Here is a 19,482-nt window from a genome sequence, read left to right as displayed (position 1 = left end):
AGTATTTATGTGACTTGGGTAGGAAAAATGAAGCTAACTCCCTGTAACTTGAAGAATGTCGGGAAATGTATTTCTATTAGTATAGTTGGAAAGTGCAATGGCCAATAAAAAACGTTCGGCAAGCTCCAGTCGTTGGTTGCAAGAACATTTTAGTGATAAATATGTTCAGCAAGCACAAAAAAAAGGGCTCCGCTCGCGTGCATGGTTTAAACTGGATGAAATCCAGCAAAGTGATAAGATTTTTAAACCAGGTATGACCGTTGTTGATTTAGGGGCTGCTCCTGGTGGGTGGTCGCAATATGTTGTCGGCCAAATCGGTCACAATGGTCGTATTATTGCTTGTGACCTATTACCAATGGACCCAATCGTCGGCGTTGATTTCCTTCAAGGAGATTTTCGTGATGAAGCTGTACTAGCTGCTTTGTTAGAGCGAGTTGGCGATAAAAAAGTACAAGTGGTTATGTCTGACATGGCCCCAAATATGAGCGGAACACCAGCAGTTGATATTCCCCGCTCTATGTATCTGGTTGAACTAGCATTGGATATGTGCCGTGCGGTATTGGCTCCCGGGGGAAGTTTTATCGTTAAAGTGTTTCAGGGAGAAGGCTTTGACGAATACCTTAGGGATATCCGCTCCCTGTTTACGAAGGTGAAAGTTCGTAAACCCGAATCTTCGCGGGCACGATCGCGTGAAGTATACATTGTAGCGACAGGACTAAAACTATAGTACCCTGAGCGTTATTTGTTAACACAGTTGTAAGGTGAGGTTAATCCCTTGAGTGACATGGCGAAAAACCTAATTCTCTGGTTAGTCATCGCAGTTGTTCTGATGTCCTTGTTCCAGAGTTTTGGCCCAAGCGATTCGAATAGTCGCAGAGTTGATTATTCAACGTTTATCAATGAGTTAGCCCAGGATCAGGTACGTGAAGTTCGTATCACAGGTCGTGAATTGAACGTCAGAAAAGCGGATAATAGCCGCTACACAACTTATCTGCCTATGCAGGATGAGAAGTTGTTAGACACCTTGTTAAACAAGAATGTTACTGTCGTCGGTGAACCACCAGAAGAACCTAGCTTACTGACATCTATTTTCATTTCCTGGTTCCCAATGCTGCTGTTGATTGGTGTCTGGATCTTCTTTATGCGCCAAATGCAAGGTGGTGGCGGTAAAGGGGCGATGTCATTCGGTAAAAGCAAAGCCCGTATGCTGACAGAAGACCAGATCAAAACAACATTTGCTGATGTTGCGGGTTGTGATGAAGCGAAAGAGGAAGTGGGGGAGATCGTAGACTTCCTACGTGAACCAGCTCGTTTCCAAAAGCTTGGTGGTAAAATTCCTAAAGGCGTCCTGATGGTGGGACCGCCGGGTACAGGTAAAACATTGCTAGCAAAAGCTATCGCTGGTGAAGCCAAAGTTCCGTTCTTTACCATTTCCGGTTCTGATTTCGTGGAAATGTTTGTGGGTGTGGGTGCTTCACGTGTTCGTGATATGTTCGAACAAGCAAAAAAAGCGGCGCCTTGTATTATCTTTATCGATGAAATCGATGCTGTTGGTCGTCAACGTGGTGCAGGTTTAGGCGGTGGTCACGATGAACGTGAGCAGACACTGAACCAAATGCTGGTTGAGATGGATGGCTTCGAAGGTAACGAAGGTATTATCGTGATCGCGGCGACGAACCGTGCTGACGTTCTAGACCCTGCATTACTGCGTCCGGGCCGTTTTGACCGTCAAGTCGTGGTGGGTTTACCGGATGTTCGTGGTCGTGAGCAAATCTTAAAAGTTCATATGCGTCGTGTGCCTATCGACCCTGCGGTTGATACGACTATTTTGGCTCGTGCAACACCTGGTTTCTCCGGTGCGGAATTGGCTAACTTAGTGAACGAAGCTGCACTGTTTGCAGCGCGTGAAAATAAACGCGTTGTAACGATGGCAGAATTCGAAAGAGCGCGTGATAAAGTGTGGCTGGGTGCAGAGCATCGCTCACTGATGATGACTGAAGAGCAGAAAGAATCTACTGCTTATCATGAAGCTGGACACGCAATTGTTGGTTACTTAATGCCTGAACATGATCCAGTGCATAAAGTAACAATCATTCCTCGCGGTCGCGCGCTGGGTGTGACTTTCTACTTACCAGAGGGCGACCAAATCAGTGCTAGCCGTCAGAAGTTAGAAGGTAATATCGCAAGTACATACGGCGGTCGTATTGCGGAAGAACTGATCTATGGTTATGACAAAATCTCAACCGGCGCATCAGGTGATATCCAGCAAGCAACTAGCACAGCGAGAAAAATGGTGACTCAGTGGGGCTTCTCTGACAAGTTAGGTCCGGTGTTATATTCTGAAGAAGAAGGTCCTGCATTCTTAGGCCGTTCAGGGCATAGCTCGACTTACTCAGATGAAACTGCACGCATCATTGATGAAGAAATTAAAGCAATTATCGACCGTGGTTATGAGGTTGCACATAAGACCTTAACTGACAATATGGATATTCTGCATGCGATGAAAGATGCATTATTGAAATATGAAACTATCGATATGCCAATGATTGACGACCTGATGAACCGCCGTCCAGTACGTGCGCCAGCAGGCTGGGATGAGGATAAAAAAGTGAACAATGTGACAGGTTCATTTGGTGCAGCGACTAGCGCATCAAAACCTGAAGCAAAGCCAGCTGAAACTCAACCAGAAGAGCCAACTGAAAAATCTGATGAAAATAATTCATCCGATAATAACGATAGCAAGCCACAGTAAGCCATCGTGACAAGTTGAATAATTAAAAACCCCAGGTCTCTGGGGTTTTTTACGTTAAGGAAAAATAATCATGCATATTAAAGCCCGAGGTCGCCTCCTTGACTTATCCACTTCTCAAGTGATGGGGATTTTGAATGTTACTCCTGATTCATTCTCAGATGGTGGCACTCATAATCGTTATCATGATGCTCTAGATCATGTCGCCAAAATGGTGCAAGAAGGCGCAACAATTATTGATATCGGTGGCGAGTCAACCCGACCGGGTGCGGCTGAGGTTTCTATCAGTGAAGAACTCGACCGTGTTGTGCCTGTTGTGGAAGCAATTGCAAAACGTTTTGATGTTTGGATTTCTGTAGACACGTCAAAAGCCCAAGTAATGGATGAGGCCGCTAAAGCTGGGATGCATATCATCAATGATATCCGCTCGTTACATGAAGACGGTTCCCTTGCTGTGGCTGCAAAACTAGGATTGCCCGTCTGCATTATGCATATGCAAGGCCAACCAAGAACCATGCAAGATGCACCCGATTATGTGGATGTAGTAAAAGAAGTTAAAGAGTATCTCTCCAGTGAGATTGAGCGCTGCGTGAAGGCGGGAATTGATAAACAGCAAATAATCCTCGATCCAGGCTTTGGTTTTGGTAAGAATCTGTCGCATAATTACCAGTTACTAGCGCATTTAGATCAATTTCATGATTTCGGACTACCGCTCTTGGCAGGATTATCGCGAAAATCTATGATTGGACAATTATTAAATGTTCCACCTCAAGAACGTCTAGCGGGTAGCTTAGCGTGCGCCACGATTGCGGCAATGCAAGGGGCTCAAATTATCCGAGTTCATGATGTGAAAGAGACAGTACAAGCAATGCAAGTCGTTCAGATGACTCTGTCAGAAAAGGAAAAATTAGCGTATGAGTAACCGTAAATATTTTGGTACTGATGGTATCCGTGGCAAAGTGGGCGATAGCCCAATTACACCTGATTTTGTTTTAAAATTAGGTTGGGCTGCGGGTAAAGTACTGGCTCGTCACGGCTCACGTAAAATTATCATTGGTAAAGATACGCGTATTTCTGGCTACATGCTGGAATCTTCATTAGAAGCTGGCTTAGCTGCTGCAGGGTTATCTGCTTCCTTCACGGGTCCAATGCCAACGCCAGCAGTGGCTTATTTAACTCGTACTTTCCGTGCAGAAGCTGGGATCGTAATTTCAGCTTCCCATAACCCTTACTATGATAATGGGATTAAATTCTTCTCCATCGACGGGACTAAACTGCCTGACGAAGTTGAAGAAGCGATTGAAGCGGAAATGGAAAAGCCAATTACGTGCGTTGAATCTGCAGAGCTGGGTCGTGCGAACCGCATCGTCGATGCTGCAGGACGCTACATTGAATTCTGTAAAGGAACATTCCCGAACGAGCAAAGCTTGAACAGCCTCAAAGTTGTTTTAGACTGTGCAAACGGAGCAACTTACCACATTGCACCTAGCGTCTTTAGCGAATTAGGCGCTCAAATCATCACAATGGGTTGCGATCCTAACGGGATCAACATCAACGAGGAGTGTGGTGCAACCGATGTTCGTAAGCTACAAGAGCGTGTTTTAGCTGAAAAAGCGGATGTAGGATTAGCATTTGATGGTGACGGCGACCGTATCATCATGGTTGATCATCAAGGCAATAAAGTCGATGGCGATCAAATTCTGTATATCATTGCGCGTGAAGCACTGCGTCAAGGCCAATTGAAAGGCGGCGTTGTGGGCACCTTAATGAGTAATATGGGGTTAGAAATTGCGCTGAAACAGCTAGGTATTCCATTTGAACGTGCAAAAGTGGGCGATCGTTATGTGCTAGAAAAACTGCAAGAAAAAGGCTGGCGCATGGGGGCTGAAAACTCAGGTCATGTGATTTTATTAGATAAAACCACAACAGGTGACGGTATTGTTGCTGGCCTGCAAGTACTGAGTGCCATGGTGCGTAACCATATGAGTCTGCACGATTTATGCAGCGGTATGAAGCTTCTACCTCAAATTCTGGTCAACGTACGCTTTAAAGGTAAACACGATCCTCTACAAAGTGATGCTGTCATTGCGGCAAATGAGCAAGTGGAAAAAGAGTTGGCTGGCAAAGGTCGCGTATTGCTGAGAAAATCAGGTACTGAACCGTTGATTCGTGTGATGGTTGAAGGTGAAAACGAAGAAACTGTCACCGAAATGGCGAACCGTATTGCTGATGCAGTTAAAGCGGCAGGTTAATGACGTACATTTTCCCTTTAGCGGATGAAAATCAGCCGAAGGGAGGCGAATAACCGAGTTGAGCATTATTTCGATAGTTTGCTGTTTTTTTCTTCAAATAGTTAAATGAAATCAAAATAGACTTGCTTGTCGGCTCAGCTTTGGTTAGTATTCGCACCTGCTCAATTCTGTAATAATGTTTTGAGTAGGTGTGCAGTATAAGGGTCATAGCATAGGCTATGCACCGTAACTGAATAGGTAACTCAAATGTATATAGCTCTTTTAGTTGTTTTCTTGCTCGCGGCTATCGGCCTAATTGGTCTGGTCATGTTACAGCAAGGTAAAGGTGCTGACATGGGTGCATCATTCGGTGCGGGCGCTTCTGCAACACTGTTTGGTTCATCGGGCTCAGGTAACTTCATGACCCGTATGACTGGAATCTTGGCTGCTGTGTTTTTCATCATCAGTTTAATTCTTGGCAACATGACTGCCAATAAATATGGAACTGGTGCAGGTAGTAAGTGGGAAAACATTAGCGAACCGGCAAAAGTCGAGCAACCAACAGACGTTCCGGCAGCACCAGCAACACCAACGAGCGATATTCCTCGTTAAGTGTTAGAGATTCCGAATGACGACATTAATGTCTTCATTAGCAGTAAAGTAGTAAGAAGTTAAAAATTTGAGGTTATTGATTGTGAAATTAGTAACCTCGCCTCAGTGCCGAGGTGGTGAAATTGGTATACACGCTACCTTGAGGTGGTAGTGCCTACAAAACGGGCGTACGGGTTCAAGTCCCGTCCTCGGCACCATTATTTTAGACGACTTGTGAACTCACAATAGTCAGTGTAAAATAGTCACGTTTCGAACGCGGGATGGAGCAGCATGGTAGCTCGTCGGGCTCATAACCCGAAGGTCGTTGGTTCAAATCCAGCTCCCGCAACCATTTCTCTTAGTCATACATATCTTGTCGCAACAATATCAGATATCGTTATCGTAATTTCTCATCGATTTATCTAGATTTTCAAGGTATACTAAGAGCACGGTAAACCCATGTACTATGGGTCCAGTTACAAAAGCCCCGAATTTCGGGGTTTTTTGTTATTTGACAATCGAATTAACTGGGCTTTATGCCCTTTTTTTATGTCTGGGGGTGGGCTTGTCCACATTAGAGCAAAAATTAACAGAGATGGTTTCTGCACCAGTGGAAGCACTAGGCTTTGAATTTGTAGGCTTAGAATTTGTTCGCGGGCGCACGTCGACACTGCGTATTTTCATTGATAGTGAAGAAGGCATCACTGTTGATGACTGTGCTGATGTCAGCCATCAAGTAAGTGCAGTATTGGATGTCGAAGATCCAATTTCTGTGATTTATAACCTTGAAATATCGTCACCGGGTATGGAACGTCCACTGTTCACCATCGCTCATTATGAGCGTTTCATGGGTGAAGAAGTGGCTCTGTCACTGCGTATCGCGATGCAGAACCGTCGTAGATGGCAAGGTATTATCAAAGCCGTTGATGGTGAAATGATTACGGTTACTGTAGATGGTAAGGATGAGGTGTTCGCCCTCGGCAACATCCAGAAAGCTAACTTGGTACCACACTTTTAATTAAGTTCAATGAGGCAACTAGGATGAACAAAGAAATTCTGGCTGTTGTTGAAGCGGTTTCTAACGAAAAATCCCTCCCTCGTGAAAAAATCTTCGAGGCTCTGGAAACTGCGCTGGCGACAGCAACTAAAAAGAAATATGAGCAAGAGATTGATGTTCGCGTAGAAATCGACCGTAAATCCGGTGATTTTGATACTTTCCGTCGTTGGGTGATTGTTGACGAAGTCACCATGCCAACCCGTGAAATTACACTGGAAGCTGCACAATTCGAAGATCCTGAATTGCAGTTAGGCGAATACGTCGAAGACCAAATCGAATCTGTTGTATTTGACCGTATTACCACGCAAACCGCGAAGCAAGTTATCGTACAAAAAGTACGTGAAGCTGAGCGTGCGATGGTGGTTGACCAATTCCGTGAGCAACAAGGTGAAATCATCACTGCTCAGGTTAAAAAAGTTAACCGTGAAAACATTACCTTAGATTTAGGTAATAACGCAGAAGCTGTGATCCTGCGCGAAGATATGCTACCACGCGAAAACTTCCGTCCAGGTGACCGTATTCGCGGCGTACTGTATGATGTTCGTCCTGAAGCGCGCGGCGCACAGCTTTTTGTTACTCGTTCTCGTCCAGAGATGCTGGTTGAATTATTCCGCATCGAAGTACCAGAAATTGGCGAAGAGATCATCGAGATCAAAGCAGCAGCTCGCGATCCAGGTTCTCGTGCAAAAATCGCAGTAAAAACTAACGACAAACGTATCGACCCAGTTGGTGCTTGTGTTGGTATGCGCGGTGCTCGTGTTCAAGCTGTCTCTAGTGAGTTAGGCGGCGAGAGAATCGACATTGTGTTATGGGATGATAACCCAGCGCAATTCGTTATTAATGCTATGGCTCCGGCTGATGTGGCATCTATCGTGGTTGATGAAGACAACTGTACGATGGATGTTGCCGTTGAAAGCAGCAACTTAGCACAAGCAATTGGACGTAATGGACAAAACGTTCGCTTAGCGGCTCAGTTACTGAAAATCCATCGTGGTGATGACAAGTGGGAACTGAATGTCATGACTGCGGAAGAGCTGAATGCAAAACATCAGGCAGAAGCACACGCTTCTATTGAAACATTCACTAAGCATCTAGATATTGATGAAGAGTTTGCTACAACACTTGTTGAAGAAGGCTTCTCTACATTAGAAGAACTGGCTTACGTGCCTATTAAAGAACTTCTGGAAATTGACGGTCTTGATGAAGAAACCGTTGAAGTTCTACGTGAAAGAGCAAAAGCTGCCCTCACCACAATTGAACTAGCTCAAAAAGAGAGCTTGGGTGATAATCAGCCAGCAGAAGATTTGTTGAATCTTGATGGTATGGATCGTACTCTGGCCTATAATTTGGCTACTCACGGTATCTGTACACTGGAAGATCTTGCTGAGCAGGGCATCGACGACCTGATTGATATCGAAGGTCTGAATAATGAGAAAGCAGGCGAACTCATTATGGCAGCACGTAATATTTGCTGGTTCGGAAACGATGCGTAAACACTGTAGCAGGAAGGAACGGCATGACAGAAACTGTAAAATCACTGGCAACGGAAATTCAAACCACAGTTGATCGCCTGGTACAGCAATTTGCTGAAGCAGGGATCACGAAAGGTGCGAATGACTCTGTTAGCCAGACTGAGAAAGAAACTTTACTGAACCACTTAAACCGTGAACAAGGCGGAGCAGCGGGGCAGCCAAGTAAGTTAACATTGCAGCGTAAAACTCGTAGTACGCTGAGTGTTCCAGTCACCGGTGGCAAAAGCAAATCGGTAAATGTTGAAGTCCGCAAAAAACGCACTTATGTGAACCGCGACGCTGAAGAAGCGCAAGCGGAAGAGCAGGCGCAGCGTGAAGCGGAAGAGCAAGCACAGCGCGAAGCTGAGGAACTGGCAAAACGTGAAGCAGAAGCGAAACGCGCAGCAGAAGACGCTGCAAAACGTGACGCGGAAGCTAACGCAAAACGTGAAGCCGAAGAGAAAGCAAAACGTGAAGCAGCTGATAAAGCTACGCGCGAAGTAGCGGAAAGAGAAAAAGTGAAACAAAGCGAAAATCAAAAACCAAGCAAAGCGGCAACTGAAAGTAACGCTGACAAACAGCGCCTTGAAGCCGAAGCTGCTGAACTGAAACGCAAAGCGGAAGAAGAAACTCAACGTAAAGTTGAAGCTGATGCGCGCCGTGTTGCTGAAGAAGCCCGTAAAATGGCTGAAGAAAAAGGCGAAGACTGGAACTCAGATAGTAAATCTGAAGATGACAGCGACTATCACACAACAACATCGACCCACGCACGTGCGGCGGAAGATGAAAGTGATGAGAAAGAAGAAGGTCGTCGTTCTCGTAACCGTTCTGCTAAAGCACCTCGCCAAAAGAAAGGCAACAAACTTTCTGAAAAAGCGGATCGCGAAGAAGAACGTGCTGCAGGTCGCTCAGGCCGAACTAAAGGTAAGCAACGTAAAGGCAGCTCTTTACAACAAAGCTTCACCAAACCAGTTGCAGCGGTAAACCGTGACGTTGTTATCGGCGAAACTATCACTGTTGGCGAATTAGCTAACAAGATGGCGGTTAAAGGCTCCCAAGTCATCAAAACGATGATGAAAATGGGCGCAATGGCAACCATCAACCAAGTGATTGACCAAGAAACTGCACAATTAGTTGCAGAAGAAATGGGCCACAAAGTTATTCTGCGTCGTGAGAATGAGTTAGAAGAATCGGTAATGAACGACCGTGACACTGGCTCAGCAGTTAAAGAAGCTCGCGCGCCAGTTGTTACCATCATGGGTCACGTTGACCACGGTAAAACCTCTTTACTGGACTACATTCGTTCAACGAAAGTAGCATCAGGCGAAGCAGGTGGTATTACTCAGCACATCGGTGCATACCACGTTCAAACTGACAAAGGTATGATCACCTTCTTAGACACCCCAGGTCACGCCGCGTTTACATCAATGCGTGCTCGTGGTGCTCAGGCAACGGATATCGTTGTTCTGGTTGTTGCTGCGGATGATGGTGTTATGCCACAAACAATCGAAGCTATCCAGCATGCGAAAGCTGCCGGCGTGCCAATTGTTGTTGCGGTTAACAAAATGGATAAACCAGAAGCTGACCCAGATCGCGTCAGAAATGAGCTGTCTCAGTATGGCGTTATTTCTGAAGAATGGGGCGGTGACACTCAGTTTATCGGTGTATCTGCGAAAGTGGGTACCGGTATCGATGAACTGTTAGATGCTATCTTGCTGCAAGCGGAAGTTTTAGAACTGAAAGCGGTATATGCAGGCATGGCAAGCGGTGTGGTTGTTGAATCTTACCTAGACAAAGGTCGTGGCCCAGTGGCAACTATCTTAGTTCAAGAAGGTACATTGAACAAAGGCGACATCGTACTGTGTGGATTTGAATATGGCCGTATTCGTGCAATGCGCAACGAATTAGGTAAAGAAGTTCTGTCTGCCGGCCCTTCAATGCCAGTTGAGATCCTGGGTCTGTCCAGTGTTCCTTCAGCGGGTGATGAAGCGACAGTTGTTCGTGATGAGAAAAAAGCGCGTGAAGTTGCCCTGTATCGTCAAGGTAAATTCCGTGATGTGAAATTAGCTCGCCAACAGAAATCTAAACTGGAAAACATGTTTGCTAACATGGAAGAAGGTAAAGTTTCTGAACTGAATATCGTACTGAAAACTGACGTTCAAGGTACCTGTGAAGCTATCACTGACTCTCTGATGAAACTGTCAACTGATGAAGTTAAAATCAAAATCATCGGTTCTGGCGTGGGTGGTATCACTGAAACTGATGCAACTCTGGCTGCAGCTTCTAATGCGATCATTCTTGGCTTTAACGTCCGTGCCGATGCATCTGCTCGTCGCGTAGTTGAAAGCGAAAGCGTTGATTTACGCTACTACTCCGTCATCTATAGCCTGATTGATGAAATCAAACAAGCGATGAGCGGTATGCTGGCACCTGAATACAAACAGCAAATCATGGGTCTTGCAGAAGTCCGTGACGTGTTCAAATCACCGAAATTCGGTGCAGTTGCTGGTTGTATGGTTACTGAAGGTACCATCAAGCGTAATAACCCAATCCGCGTTCTGCGTGATAACGTGGTTATCTACGAAGGTGAGCTGGAATCACTGCGTCGCTTTAAAGATGACGTTAGCGAAGTTCGTAACGGTATGGAATGTGGTATCGGTGTTAAGAACTACAACGATGTCCGTGTCGGCGATATGATCGAAGTCTTTGAAGTTATCGAAGTTAAACGTTCAATCGACGGTTAATTTTGTGAGTACCCACGAAGTATCGTGGTGACAAAATAGTATTAATGAGGGGGCTATTGCCCCCTTTATTGTCAGGAGATTAACGATGGCAAAAGAATTCAGTCGTTCTCAGCGCGTAGCCCAAGAAATGCAAAAAGAAATTGCGATTATCTTGCAGCGCGAAATCAAAGATCCCCGTATTGGCATGGCAACCGTTTCTGGCGTAGAGCTGTCACGGGATCTGGCATACGGTAAAGTCTTCGTCACTTTCTTCAACTTTGCGAATGAAAAAAGTGAAGAAGAGATGGTTGCAGACGGCATTAAAGCATTAAATGAAGCGTCAGGTTTCATTCGTTCATTACTGGGGAAAGCAATGCGTTTACGCATTATTCCTGAGTTAACGTTTGAATATGACAACTCATTAGTTGATGGTATGCGTATGTCTAACTTAGTATCGAACGTGATTCGTAATGACGAAGAGCGTCGTGCAGGTACAGATAGTAAAGAGGAAAAATAATGGGGCGTCGTCGTAGCGGGCGCAATATTGACGGCGTTGTGCTGTTAGATAAGCCCACCGATATTTCCTCAAACGATGCGCTGCAAAAAGTGCGGCGCTTTTTCAACGCAAATAAAGCCGGGCATACAGGGGCACTGGATCCATTAGCGACTGGTATGTTGCCTGTTTGTCTTGGTGAAGCGACGAAATTTTCACAGTTTTTACTCGACTCAGATAAGCGTTATCGAGTGATTGCACGCCTTGGACAACGAACGGACACTTCCGATTCTCATGGCGAAATCATCAGCGAACGTGATATCACTTTTACGGCACAGCAACTTGAAGAAGCCCTCGAACATTTTCGTGGTGATACCCTACAAGTGCCTTCCATGTATTCAGCGCTGAAACACCAAGGGCGCCCATTGTATGAATACGCACGTAAAGGTATTACGGTAGAGCGTGAAGCCCGCCCAATTACAGTGTATGAACTTCAGTTTATTCGTTGGGATAACAACGAATTAGAACTGGAAATTCACTGTTCTAAAGGCACCTATATCCGAACTATCATTGATGATTTGGGTGAAATGTTAGGATGTGGCGCACACGTAACTTATCTGCGTCGTGTACAAGTGGCAAATTATCCTTACGATCGCATGGTCACGTTGGAACAATTAGCTGCTTTACGGGCAAAAGTAGACGCGGGAGAAGGTTCTTTTGAATCGTTGCTCGATTCGCTATTATTGCCAATGGATACCGCAGTGGTTCATTTTCCTGCAGTGAATATTACTGAGGAAACAGCCGCGTATTTTAAACAGGGTCAACCTGTACGTGGTGATGTAAAAGACCGAGTGGAAGGCGATATGATCCGTGTCACTTGTGGTTCAGAGCAGCGGTTTATCGGTATTGCTTTGATTAGTGAAGATGGACGTATTGCACCGAAGCGTTTGGTCGTTGAAAATGAACCGTCCGCATAATGGCGCTTATTGCTTTGCTGCCTTAAGCAGCGTAGAATGGCGGCGCTAAATCTTGAGATGCTAAATTAGAGATTGGCTCTCATCACTTAAATTTATATTATTTTGGAGTTTATTATGTCTCTAAGTACTGAAGCGAAAGCGAAGATCGTTGCTGAATTCGGCCGCGGTGAAAATGACACGGGTTCAAGCGAAGTTCAAATCGCTCTGCTGACAGCTCAAATCAATCACCTGCAAGGTCACTTCTCCGAGCACAAGAAAGATCACCACAGCCGTCGTGGTCTGCTGCGTATGGTTGCTCAGCGTCGTCGTTTACAAGCTTACCTGAAAGGTAAAGATATCGCACGTTACACAGCGCTGATCGAGCGTCTGGGTCTGCGTCGTTAATCTTGTCAGTTTCAGAGGAAAGGGGCCAAATGGCCCCTTTTCTTCTAAAAGTTAATTGAAAGTAAAAGTTAATTGAAAGTTGAAGTAATACTCGAATTATACTTAACTAAAATGTTAAGCTATTATCGATAATTGACTGTTTTAATTAAAACCACTTAAAACTACATCCGAATTCGCGCGGCTAATGAGAGAATTGATGATTGGAATATCAATCCTCTCATTAGTCGCGAGGCTGTAGTCAGAAAATAAACCATGCTACTTGAGAATCTCTCGTAGCCTTACAAAAAGGGTAATATTTTGTTAAATCCTATTGTTCGTAAGTTCCAGTATGGCCAGCATACAGTAACATTAGAAACAGGCATGATCGCACGCCAAGCAACGGCGGCGGTGATGGTAAACATGGATGACACTGCAGTATTCGTGACTGCTGTGGCACAGAAAAAAGTGAAAGAAGGGCAAGATTTCTTCCCTTTAACGGTTAACTACCAAGAGCGTACTTACGCTGCAGGTCGTATCCCAGGTAGTTTCTTCCGTCGTGAAGGCCGTCCTGGTGAAGGCGAAACCTTAGTTGCACGTCTGATTGACCGTCCATTACGTCCTCTGTTCCCAGAAGGCTTCCTGAACGAAATCCAAATCATTGCTACCGTTGTTTCTGTTAACCCACAAGTTAACCCAGATATCGTTGCGATGATCGGTGCATCTGCTGCACTGGCACTATCTGGTGTTCCATTCAATGGTCCTATCGGTGCTGCACGTGTTGGTTTTATCAATGACCAATATGTTCTGAACCCAACTGCTGATGAATTAAAATCAAGCCGTCTGGATTTAGTAGTTGCAGGTACTGACAGCGCAGTATTAATGGTTGAGTCAGAAGCTGAACTGTTAAGCGAAGAGCAAATGCTGGGTGCAGTTGTGTTCGGTCACGATCAACAACAAGTTGTTATCCAGAACATCAATGAATTAGTCAAAGAAGCGGGCAAAGAGAAATGGGATTGGCAGCCAGAGCCAGTTAACCAAGCTCTGAACGATCGCGTTGCTGCACTGGCTGAAAGCCGTATGGGCGATGCTTACCGTATCACTGAAAAACAAGAGCGTTATGCTCAAGTTGACCTGATCAAAGACGAAGTGATTGCAACTCTGGTTGCTGAAGATGAAAACGTCGATGTTTCTGAAGTGTCAGACATTCTTGCTCACTTAGAAAAACAAGTTGTTCGTAGCCGCGTTATCCGTGGTGAGCCACGTATCGATGGTCGTGAGAAAGACATGGTTCGTGCGCTGGACGTTCGTACTGGTGTTCTGCCACGTACTCACGGTTCTGCACTGTTCACCCGTGGTGAAACTCAAGCGCTGGTTACTGCAACATTAGGTACAGAGCGTGATGCACAGGTTATCGACCAATTAATGGGCGAATACACTGACCGCTTCTTATTCCACTACAACTTCCCTCCATACTCTGTTGGTGAGACTGGTATGGTTGGTTCACCTAAACGTCGTGAAATTGGTCACGGTCGCTTAGCGAAACGTGGTGTGCTGGCAGTAATGCCTTCACAAGCAGAATTCCCGTACACAGTACGTGTTGTTTCTGAAATCACAGAATCTAACGGTTCTTCTTCAATGGCATCTGTATGTGGTGCGTCTCTGGCTCTGATGGATGCTGGTGTGCCAATTAAAGCTGCTGTTGCGGGTATCGCGATGGGTCTGGTGAAAGAAGGTGACGATTTCGTTGTCCTGTCTGACATCTTAGGTGACGAAGACCACTTAGGTGATATGGACTTTAAAGTAGCGGGTAGCCGTGACGGTATCAGCGCACTGCAAATGGATATTAAAATCGAAGGTATCACTCGTGAAATCATGCAAGTAGCTCTGAACCAAGCTAAAGGTGCGCGTCTGCACATCCTTGGCACAATGGAACAAGCTATCAATGGTCCACGTGAAGAGATCTCCGAGTTCGCTCCGCGTATTTACACCATCCGTATCAACCCAGACAAAATCAAAGATGTCATCGGTAAAGGTGGTTCTGTTATCCGCGCATTAACGGAAGAAACAGGCACAACTATCGAAATCGAAGATGACGGCACTGTGAAGATCGCAGCAACTGATGGCCTGAAAGCGAAAGAAGCAATTCGTCGCATCGAAGATATCACGGCAGAAGTTGAAGTGGGTCGTATCTACCCTGGTAAAGTAACTCGTATCGTTGACTTCGGTGCATTCGTTGCTATCGGTGGCGGTAAAGAAGGTCTGGTTCACATTTCTCAAATCGCTGACAAGCGTGTAGAGAAAGTGACTGACTACCTGCAAATGGGTCAAGAAGTTCCTGTTAAGGTGTTAGAAATCGACCGTCAAGGCCGTATTCGCCTGAGCATGAAAGAAGCTGTTGCTGGCGAAGAAGCTCCAGCACAGCAGGAATCAGCAGAATAAGCTGACCGAAAGTGTAGCGCCTGATAAACTTAGGCGCTATCAGCCTAAATTTGCTGACTAGTGGTAATGTAAGGGCGTAGTATGCAGAACTGTATTAACTTTCGTTTTCTCGATAGCCGCATCTTAGTTCGTGTGCTATCTGCGTTTATCTTTTTTATTATTATTGGATGTAGTAATAAAGATTGGCGTAAAAACGAGGTTTTTGCGGTTCCATTGCAGCCTTCATTACAACAAGAAGTCATTTTGGCTCGTATGGAACAAATCCTTGCGAGCCGATCTTTGACCGATGATGAGTACGCGCAGCTTTTATATGAGCGCGGAGTACTGTATGATAGTCTCGGTTTAAGGGCGCTGGCACGTAATGATTTTTCAACTGCGTTGTCAATCCGTCCGGATATTCCTGAAATCTTTAACTTTTTAGGAATATATTTTACGCAGGCTGGCAACTATGATGCCGCCTATGAAGCGTTTGATTCTGTTTTAGAGCTTGATCCAACTTACAATTTCGCGCGAATGAATCGTGGCATCGCATTATATTACGGTGGACGATACAAATTAGCGCAGGATGATCTGCTGGCGTATTATCAGATAGATCCAAATGATCCTTTTCGTACTCTGTGGCTTTTTCTCGTAGAAAAAGACATGGATCCGCGTATGGCACAAGACAATCTTGCTGCCCGCTACAACCAAGCGGAGAAAGGGCAATGGGGCTGGAATATCGTAGAATTCTATCTTGGCAATATCAATGAAACGACATTGATGGAGCGTTTGAAAGAGACATCTACGGATAACACTTCGCTCGCTGAGCATCTCAGTGAAACTAACTTCTATTTAGGTAAGCATTACCTAAGTCTGGGGGATAAGGGTAGCGCAGCTGCGTTATTCAAACTGACGGTAGCTAACAACGCACACAGCTTTGTTGAGCACCGCTACGCATTGTTGGAATTGGCGCTGTTAGGCCAAGAACAAGACGACCTATTAGAATCGGGCCAGCAATAGCTGACGAACATTTCTCTGTTTATTTTTAAGCCATCATCCACCCGGGTGAGGGTTTATTTGTTCGTTTAATAACACAATTTGAGCCAGTTCACATTTTAAATGATAATGACCGAAATGATTTTCGCTCCGTTATGTAAACTGGCCGCCACTAAGTATGAGGCACCTTTACATGACGACTGAGACCGATATGTCTTTTGCTGATCTAGGTTTATCAGCATCTATTTTGAACGCACTAAGCGACCTGGGATACGAAAAACCATCTCCAATCCAGCAGCAATGTATTCCATTGTTATTGGATGGCAATGATGTATTAGGTATGGCACAAACGGGTAGTGGTAAAACTGCTGCATTTGGTTTGCCATTACTGCATAACATCGATCCAGATTTAAAAGCGCCACAAATTTTAGTACTGGCACCGACACGTGAGTTAGCGGTGCAAGTTGCTGAAGCATTGAGCGATTTCTCTAAACACATGAACCGTGTCAACGTGGTTGCCTTATATGGCGGTCAACGTTATGACGTTCAACTTCGTGCACTACGCCAAGGGCCACAAGTGGTTGTTGGTACTCCAGGTCGTCTGTTAGACCACCTGAAACGCGGTACTTTAGATCTTTCTAAATTGAAAGGCTTAGTATTAGACGAAGCGGATGAAATGCTGCGTATGGGCTTCATCGATGATGTTGAAAACATCATGAGCCAGATTCCGGCAGAGCACCAAACTGCGCTGTTCTCGGCAACAATGCCAGAACCAATCCGTCGTATTACTCGTCGCTTTATGAAAGATCCTAAAGAGATCCGTATTCAGTCGAGCATTACTACGCGTCCAGATATCGCTCAAAGCTACTGGACTGTTTACGGCATGCGTAAAAATGAAGCGCTGGTGCGTTTCTTAGAAGCTGAAGATTTCGATGCGGCGATTATTTTCGTTCGTACCAAAAATGCAACCTTAGAAGTTGCAGAAGCCCTTGAGCGTAATGGCTACAACAGTGCAGCACTGAACGGTGACATGAACCAAGCACTGCGTGAGCAAACATTAGAGCGCTTAAAAGATGGTCGTTTAGATATCCTGATCGCAACTGACGTTGCAGCACGTGGTCTGGATGTTGAGCGTATCAGCTTAGTGGTTAACTACGACATCCCAATGGATGCAGAATCTTACGTTCACCGTATCGGTCGTACTGGTCGTGCGGGTCGTGCGGGTCGCGCATTACTGTTCGTTGAGAACCGTGAGCGTCGTTTACTGCGCAACGTTGAACGTACAATGAAACTGACTATTCCTGAAGTGGAATTGCCAGATGCTGACGTATTAAGCCAGCGTCGTCAGGCGAAATTTGCTGAACAAATCCAACAGCAATTAGAAAGCAGCGACTTAGATCAGTACCGTTCACTGTTAGCGAAAATGTCTCCATCTGAAGATGTAGATATGGAAACCTTAGCAGCGGCATTACTGAAAATGGCTCAAGGTGAACGCGCTCTGATCCTGCCACCAGATGCACCGCGTCGTCCACGTCGTGAATTCAACGACCGTGATGATCGCCGTGGCGACCGTCGTGATCGTAACGACCGCAACAGCAACGGCAACGGTTTTGACCGTGCAGAGCGCGGCGATCGTGGTGCTCGTCGTGAGCGTCGTGATGTTGGCGATATGGAAATGTACCGTATTGAAGTGGGTCGTGATGACGGTGTTGAAGTTCGTCATATCGTTGGTGCGATTGCGAACGAAGCAGACATCAGCAGCCGCTACATTGGTAACATCAAACTGTTTGGTACTCACTCAACTATCGAGTTACCAAAAGGTATGCCAAGCGAAGTGTTAACTCACTTAAGCCGTGCGCGTGTACTGAACAAACCAATGCAAATGCAACTGATCGGTGATGCTCAACCATTTGAGCGTCGTGGCGGTGGCGAGCGTCGTGGTGGTCCACGTCGTGAAGGCGGCAGTGAAGGTGGTTTCGGTGCGGGTCGTCGTAATGACCGTGGTGGCGATCGTGATGGTCGTCGTAGCGGTGGTGATCGCGAAGGATTCAGCGGCAACCGTCGTGGTGGAAATCGCGATGGCGGCAACCGTGACCGTGGTAATTCTGCACCACGCCAAGATGGCAACAATGCAGCGCCACGTCGTCGTAGCAGCAGCCACAACGCATAATAGCGCTATCCAGCCACGTTAATGTGGCTGAGATAAATACAAAAAACCCGCATTAAAATGCGGGTTTTTTTATGCAGTTAATAAGGCTTTCGCTTCTCGCTGAGGCATAGGCAGTGATGCTCGGCTCACCACCACTTTTTTCACGCGCTGATTAAATGCCCCATAAACAATTTCGGTAAATAGGCGCTCTTCCACCATATTCACGCCTCCTTCAATAATTTCGAGGGCTTGAATCAAAATACGGTGTTTCGATGCAAAAGGGCGACGGACTTTTAGACCCATATCACAGACCAACTGATACAGTACAAACTCGGCTTTAAAAAAATCCCCGACAACCATTCTCTGGGTTGAAAATTCACCCGTAGCACTGTATTCCTCGTGAGTTTCAAGGTTTTTCAATGTCATTGAATTAGTCCGAATTTGCAGGTAAAAATCAGCCATAACCTTTTCTCCTGAATCACTCGTTAAATTAGCCCTAGCGCTTCTTTCAACGGTTTTAAATAGCGGCGGCTAACGGGAATATGCTCACCTGAGCAGAGCACCAATTCGGCTTGTCCATTATCCCCAAATAAAATCTCGCTGAGCTGGGTCATATTCACTAAATATTGACGATGGCAACGCACTAATGACGTGCGCATTTCTAATGTCCGTAAGGTTAATTCGGTAAAGCCTTCTTGTCCCTGAGTACTCATCACATACACGCCGCTCATGCGTGAAGTGACATATTGCACATCATCTAATTTCATCAAATAAATGCGGCTGTGTCCGGTACAAGGAATAAACTTGAGCGGTTCGTTGTTATCGAGAAGTTCGAGATCCTGTTTCTGTTTATTTTGGCGTAAACGGACTAAAGTCTTTGCCAATCTTTCAGGTTCTAGGGGTTTAAGTAGATAGTCGAAAGCATGTTCTTCGAAAGCTTGGATAGCAAATTCATTAAATGCCGTCAGAAAAACAATGTGTGGACGCTCTTCAGGATCGAGCATTCGTACCATTTCTAATCCCGTTACTCGGGGCATTTGAATATCTAAAAACACCACATCAGGCTTTTTTTTGTGGATCAAACCGATGGCTTCAATGGCATTGGCACACTCGCCAATAATCTCGATATCGTCATGCTCCTCAAGTAAGCAGCGCACGTTTTCACGTGCTAGGGGTTCATCATCAACGATCAATACATTCATAGCGTTATTATCATTTATTATG

At 45.5% G+C, this 19,482-nt stretch carries 16 protein-coding genes and 2 tRNA genes; 16 read left to right on the top strand and 2 right to left on the bottom strand.

Annotation, left to right across the window (positions count from 1 at the left end):
• Positions 1–97 precede the first annotated feature (97 nt).
• The 16 genes from rlmE to LDO51_RS04510 all read left to right on the top strand — a co-directional run bounded on the left by rlmE (position 98) and on the right by LDO51_RS04510 (position 18,279).
• A complete protein-coding gene (gene rlmE / locus LDO51_RS04585; protein WP_036949039.1) occupies positions 98–727 on the top strand; it encodes a 23S rRNA (uridine(2552)-2'-O)-methyltransferase RlmE in 630 nt (209 codons plus the stop codon).
• Positions 728–784: 57 nt separating this feature from the next.
• A complete protein-coding gene (gene ftsH, locus LDO51_RS04580; RefSeq protein ID WP_036949042.1) occupies positions 785–2,752 on the top strand; it encodes an ATP-dependent zinc metalloprotease FtsH in 1,968 nt (655 codons plus the stop codon).
• A 70-nt stretch (positions 2,753–2,822) separates the two neighbouring features.
• Positions 2,823–3,671 carry a dihydropteroate synthase gene (gene folP, locus LDO51_RS04575; protein ID WP_225576522.1) on the top strand — a complete coding sequence of 283 codons (849 nt, stop codon included), beginning with the start codon at positions 2,823–2,825 and terminating at the stop codon, positions 3,669–3,671.
• Complete coding sequence (gene glmM / locus LDO51_RS04570) at positions 3,664–5,001, top strand: phosphoglucosamine mutase (RefSeq protein ID WP_225576521.1); 1,338 nt, start codon at positions 3,664–3,666, stop codon at positions 4,999–5,001. Before folP ends, glmM begins: the two co-directional genes overlap by 8 nt.
• Positions 5,002–5,247: 246 nt before the next feature.
• Positions 5,248–5,592, top strand: coding sequence for a preprotein translocase subunit SecG (secG, locus tag LDO51_RS04565; protein WP_036949048.1), 345 nt, complete (start codon positions 5,248–5,250; stop codon positions 5,590–5,592).
• A 107-nt stretch (positions 5,593–5,699) separates the two neighbouring features.
• Positions 5,700–5,789: transfer RNA gene (locus LDO51_RS04560), tRNA-Leu, on the top strand.
• Between the two features lie 57 nt (positions 5,790–5,846).
• A tRNA-Met gene (locus tag LDO51_RS04555) sits at positions 5,847–5,923 on the top strand.
• A 213-nt stretch (positions 5,924–6,136) separates the two neighbouring features.
• On the top strand, positions 6,137–6,589 hold the full coding sequence (gene rimP / locus LDO51_RS04550; RefSeq protein ID WP_006662411.1) for a ribosome maturation factor RimP: 453 nt from the start codon (positions 6,137–6,139) through the stop codon (positions 6,587–6,589).
• A 23-nt stretch (positions 6,590–6,612) separates the two neighbouring features.
• The gene (nusA, locus tag LDO51_RS04545) at positions 6,613–8,121 is read left to right on the top strand and encodes a transcription termination factor NusA (protein WP_154603024.1); all 1,509 of its coding nucleotides are present in this window, start codon (positions 6,613–6,615) and stop codon (positions 8,119–8,121) included.
• A 23-nt stretch (positions 8,122–8,144) separates the two neighbouring features.
• Positions 8,145–10,883, top strand: a complete 2,739-nt coding sequence (gene infB, locus LDO51_RS04540) for a translation initiation factor IF-2 (RefSeq protein ID WP_225576520.1) — start codon at positions 8,145–8,147, stop codon at positions 10,881–10,883.
• Between the two features lie 85 nt (positions 10,884–10,968).
• Complete coding sequence (gene rbfA, locus LDO51_RS04535; protein ID WP_036949056.1) at positions 10,969–11,379, top strand: 30S ribosome-binding factor RbfA; 411 nt, start codon at positions 10,969–10,971, stop codon at positions 11,377–11,379.
• Positions 11,379–12,332 carry a tRNA pseudouridine(55) synthase TruB gene (gene truB, locus LDO51_RS04530; RefSeq protein WP_225576519.1) on the top strand — a complete coding sequence of 318 codons (954 nt, stop codon included), beginning with the start codon at positions 11,379–11,381 and terminating at the stop codon, positions 12,330–12,332. Before rbfA ends, truB begins: the two co-directional genes overlap by 1 nt.
• A 114-nt stretch (positions 12,333–12,446) precedes the next feature.
• Positions 12,447–12,716: a 30S ribosomal protein S15 gene (gene rpsO, locus LDO51_RS04525; RefSeq protein WP_006814502.1), complete on the top strand. Its 270-nt coding sequence runs from the start codon at positions 12,447–12,449 to the stop codon at positions 12,714–12,716.
• A gap of 297 nt (positions 12,717–13,013) precedes the next feature.
• Positions 13,014–15,134, top strand: a complete 2,121-nt coding sequence (gene pnp, locus LDO51_RS04520; protein ID WP_154637997.1) for a polyribonucleotide nucleotidyltransferase — start codon at positions 13,014–13,016, stop codon at positions 15,132–15,134.
• A gap of 81 nt (positions 15,135–15,215) precedes the next feature.
• Positions 15,216–16,133: a lipoprotein NlpI gene (gene nlpI, locus LDO51_RS04515; protein ID WP_225576518.1), complete on the top strand. Its 918-nt coding sequence runs from the start codon at positions 15,216–15,218 to the stop codon at positions 16,131–16,133.
• A gap of 169 nt (positions 16,134–16,302) precedes the next feature.
• Complete coding sequence (locus LDO51_RS04510) at positions 16,303–18,279, top strand: DEAD/DEAH family ATP-dependent RNA helicase (protein WP_154603022.1); 1,977 nt, start codon at positions 16,303–16,305, stop codon at positions 18,277–18,279.
• A gap of 69 nt (positions 18,280–18,348) precedes the next feature.
• Here the strand turns inward: LDO51_RS04510 and LDO51_RS04505 are convergent, their stop codons facing one another.
• Positions 18,349–18,720 (bottom strand): YjaA family stress response protein, encoded by a 372-nt coding sequence (locus LDO51_RS04505; RefSeq protein ID WP_225576517.1) that lies wholly within the window; start codon positions 18,718–18,720, stop codon positions 18,349–18,351.
• A 23-nt stretch (positions 18,721–18,743) separates the two neighbouring features.
• Positions 18,744–19,460 carry a two-component system response regulator BtsR gene (gene btsR / locus LDO51_RS04500; protein ID WP_225576516.1) on the bottom strand — a complete coding sequence of 239 codons (717 nt, stop codon included), beginning with the start codon at positions 19,458–19,460 and terminating at the stop codon, positions 18,744–18,746.
• Positions 19,461–19,482 lie beyond the last annotated feature (22 nt).

This window comes from Providencia alcalifaciens (assembly GCF_020271745.1).
In the GTDB taxonomy this organism is placed as follows: Bacteria; Pseudomonadota; Gammaproteobacteria; order Enterobacterales; family Enterobacteriaceae; genus Providencia; species Providencia alcalifaciens_B.
The sequence above is the reverse complement of the archived record's forward strand: the minus strand, read 5'-3'. Positions and strand labels throughout refer to the sequence as shown.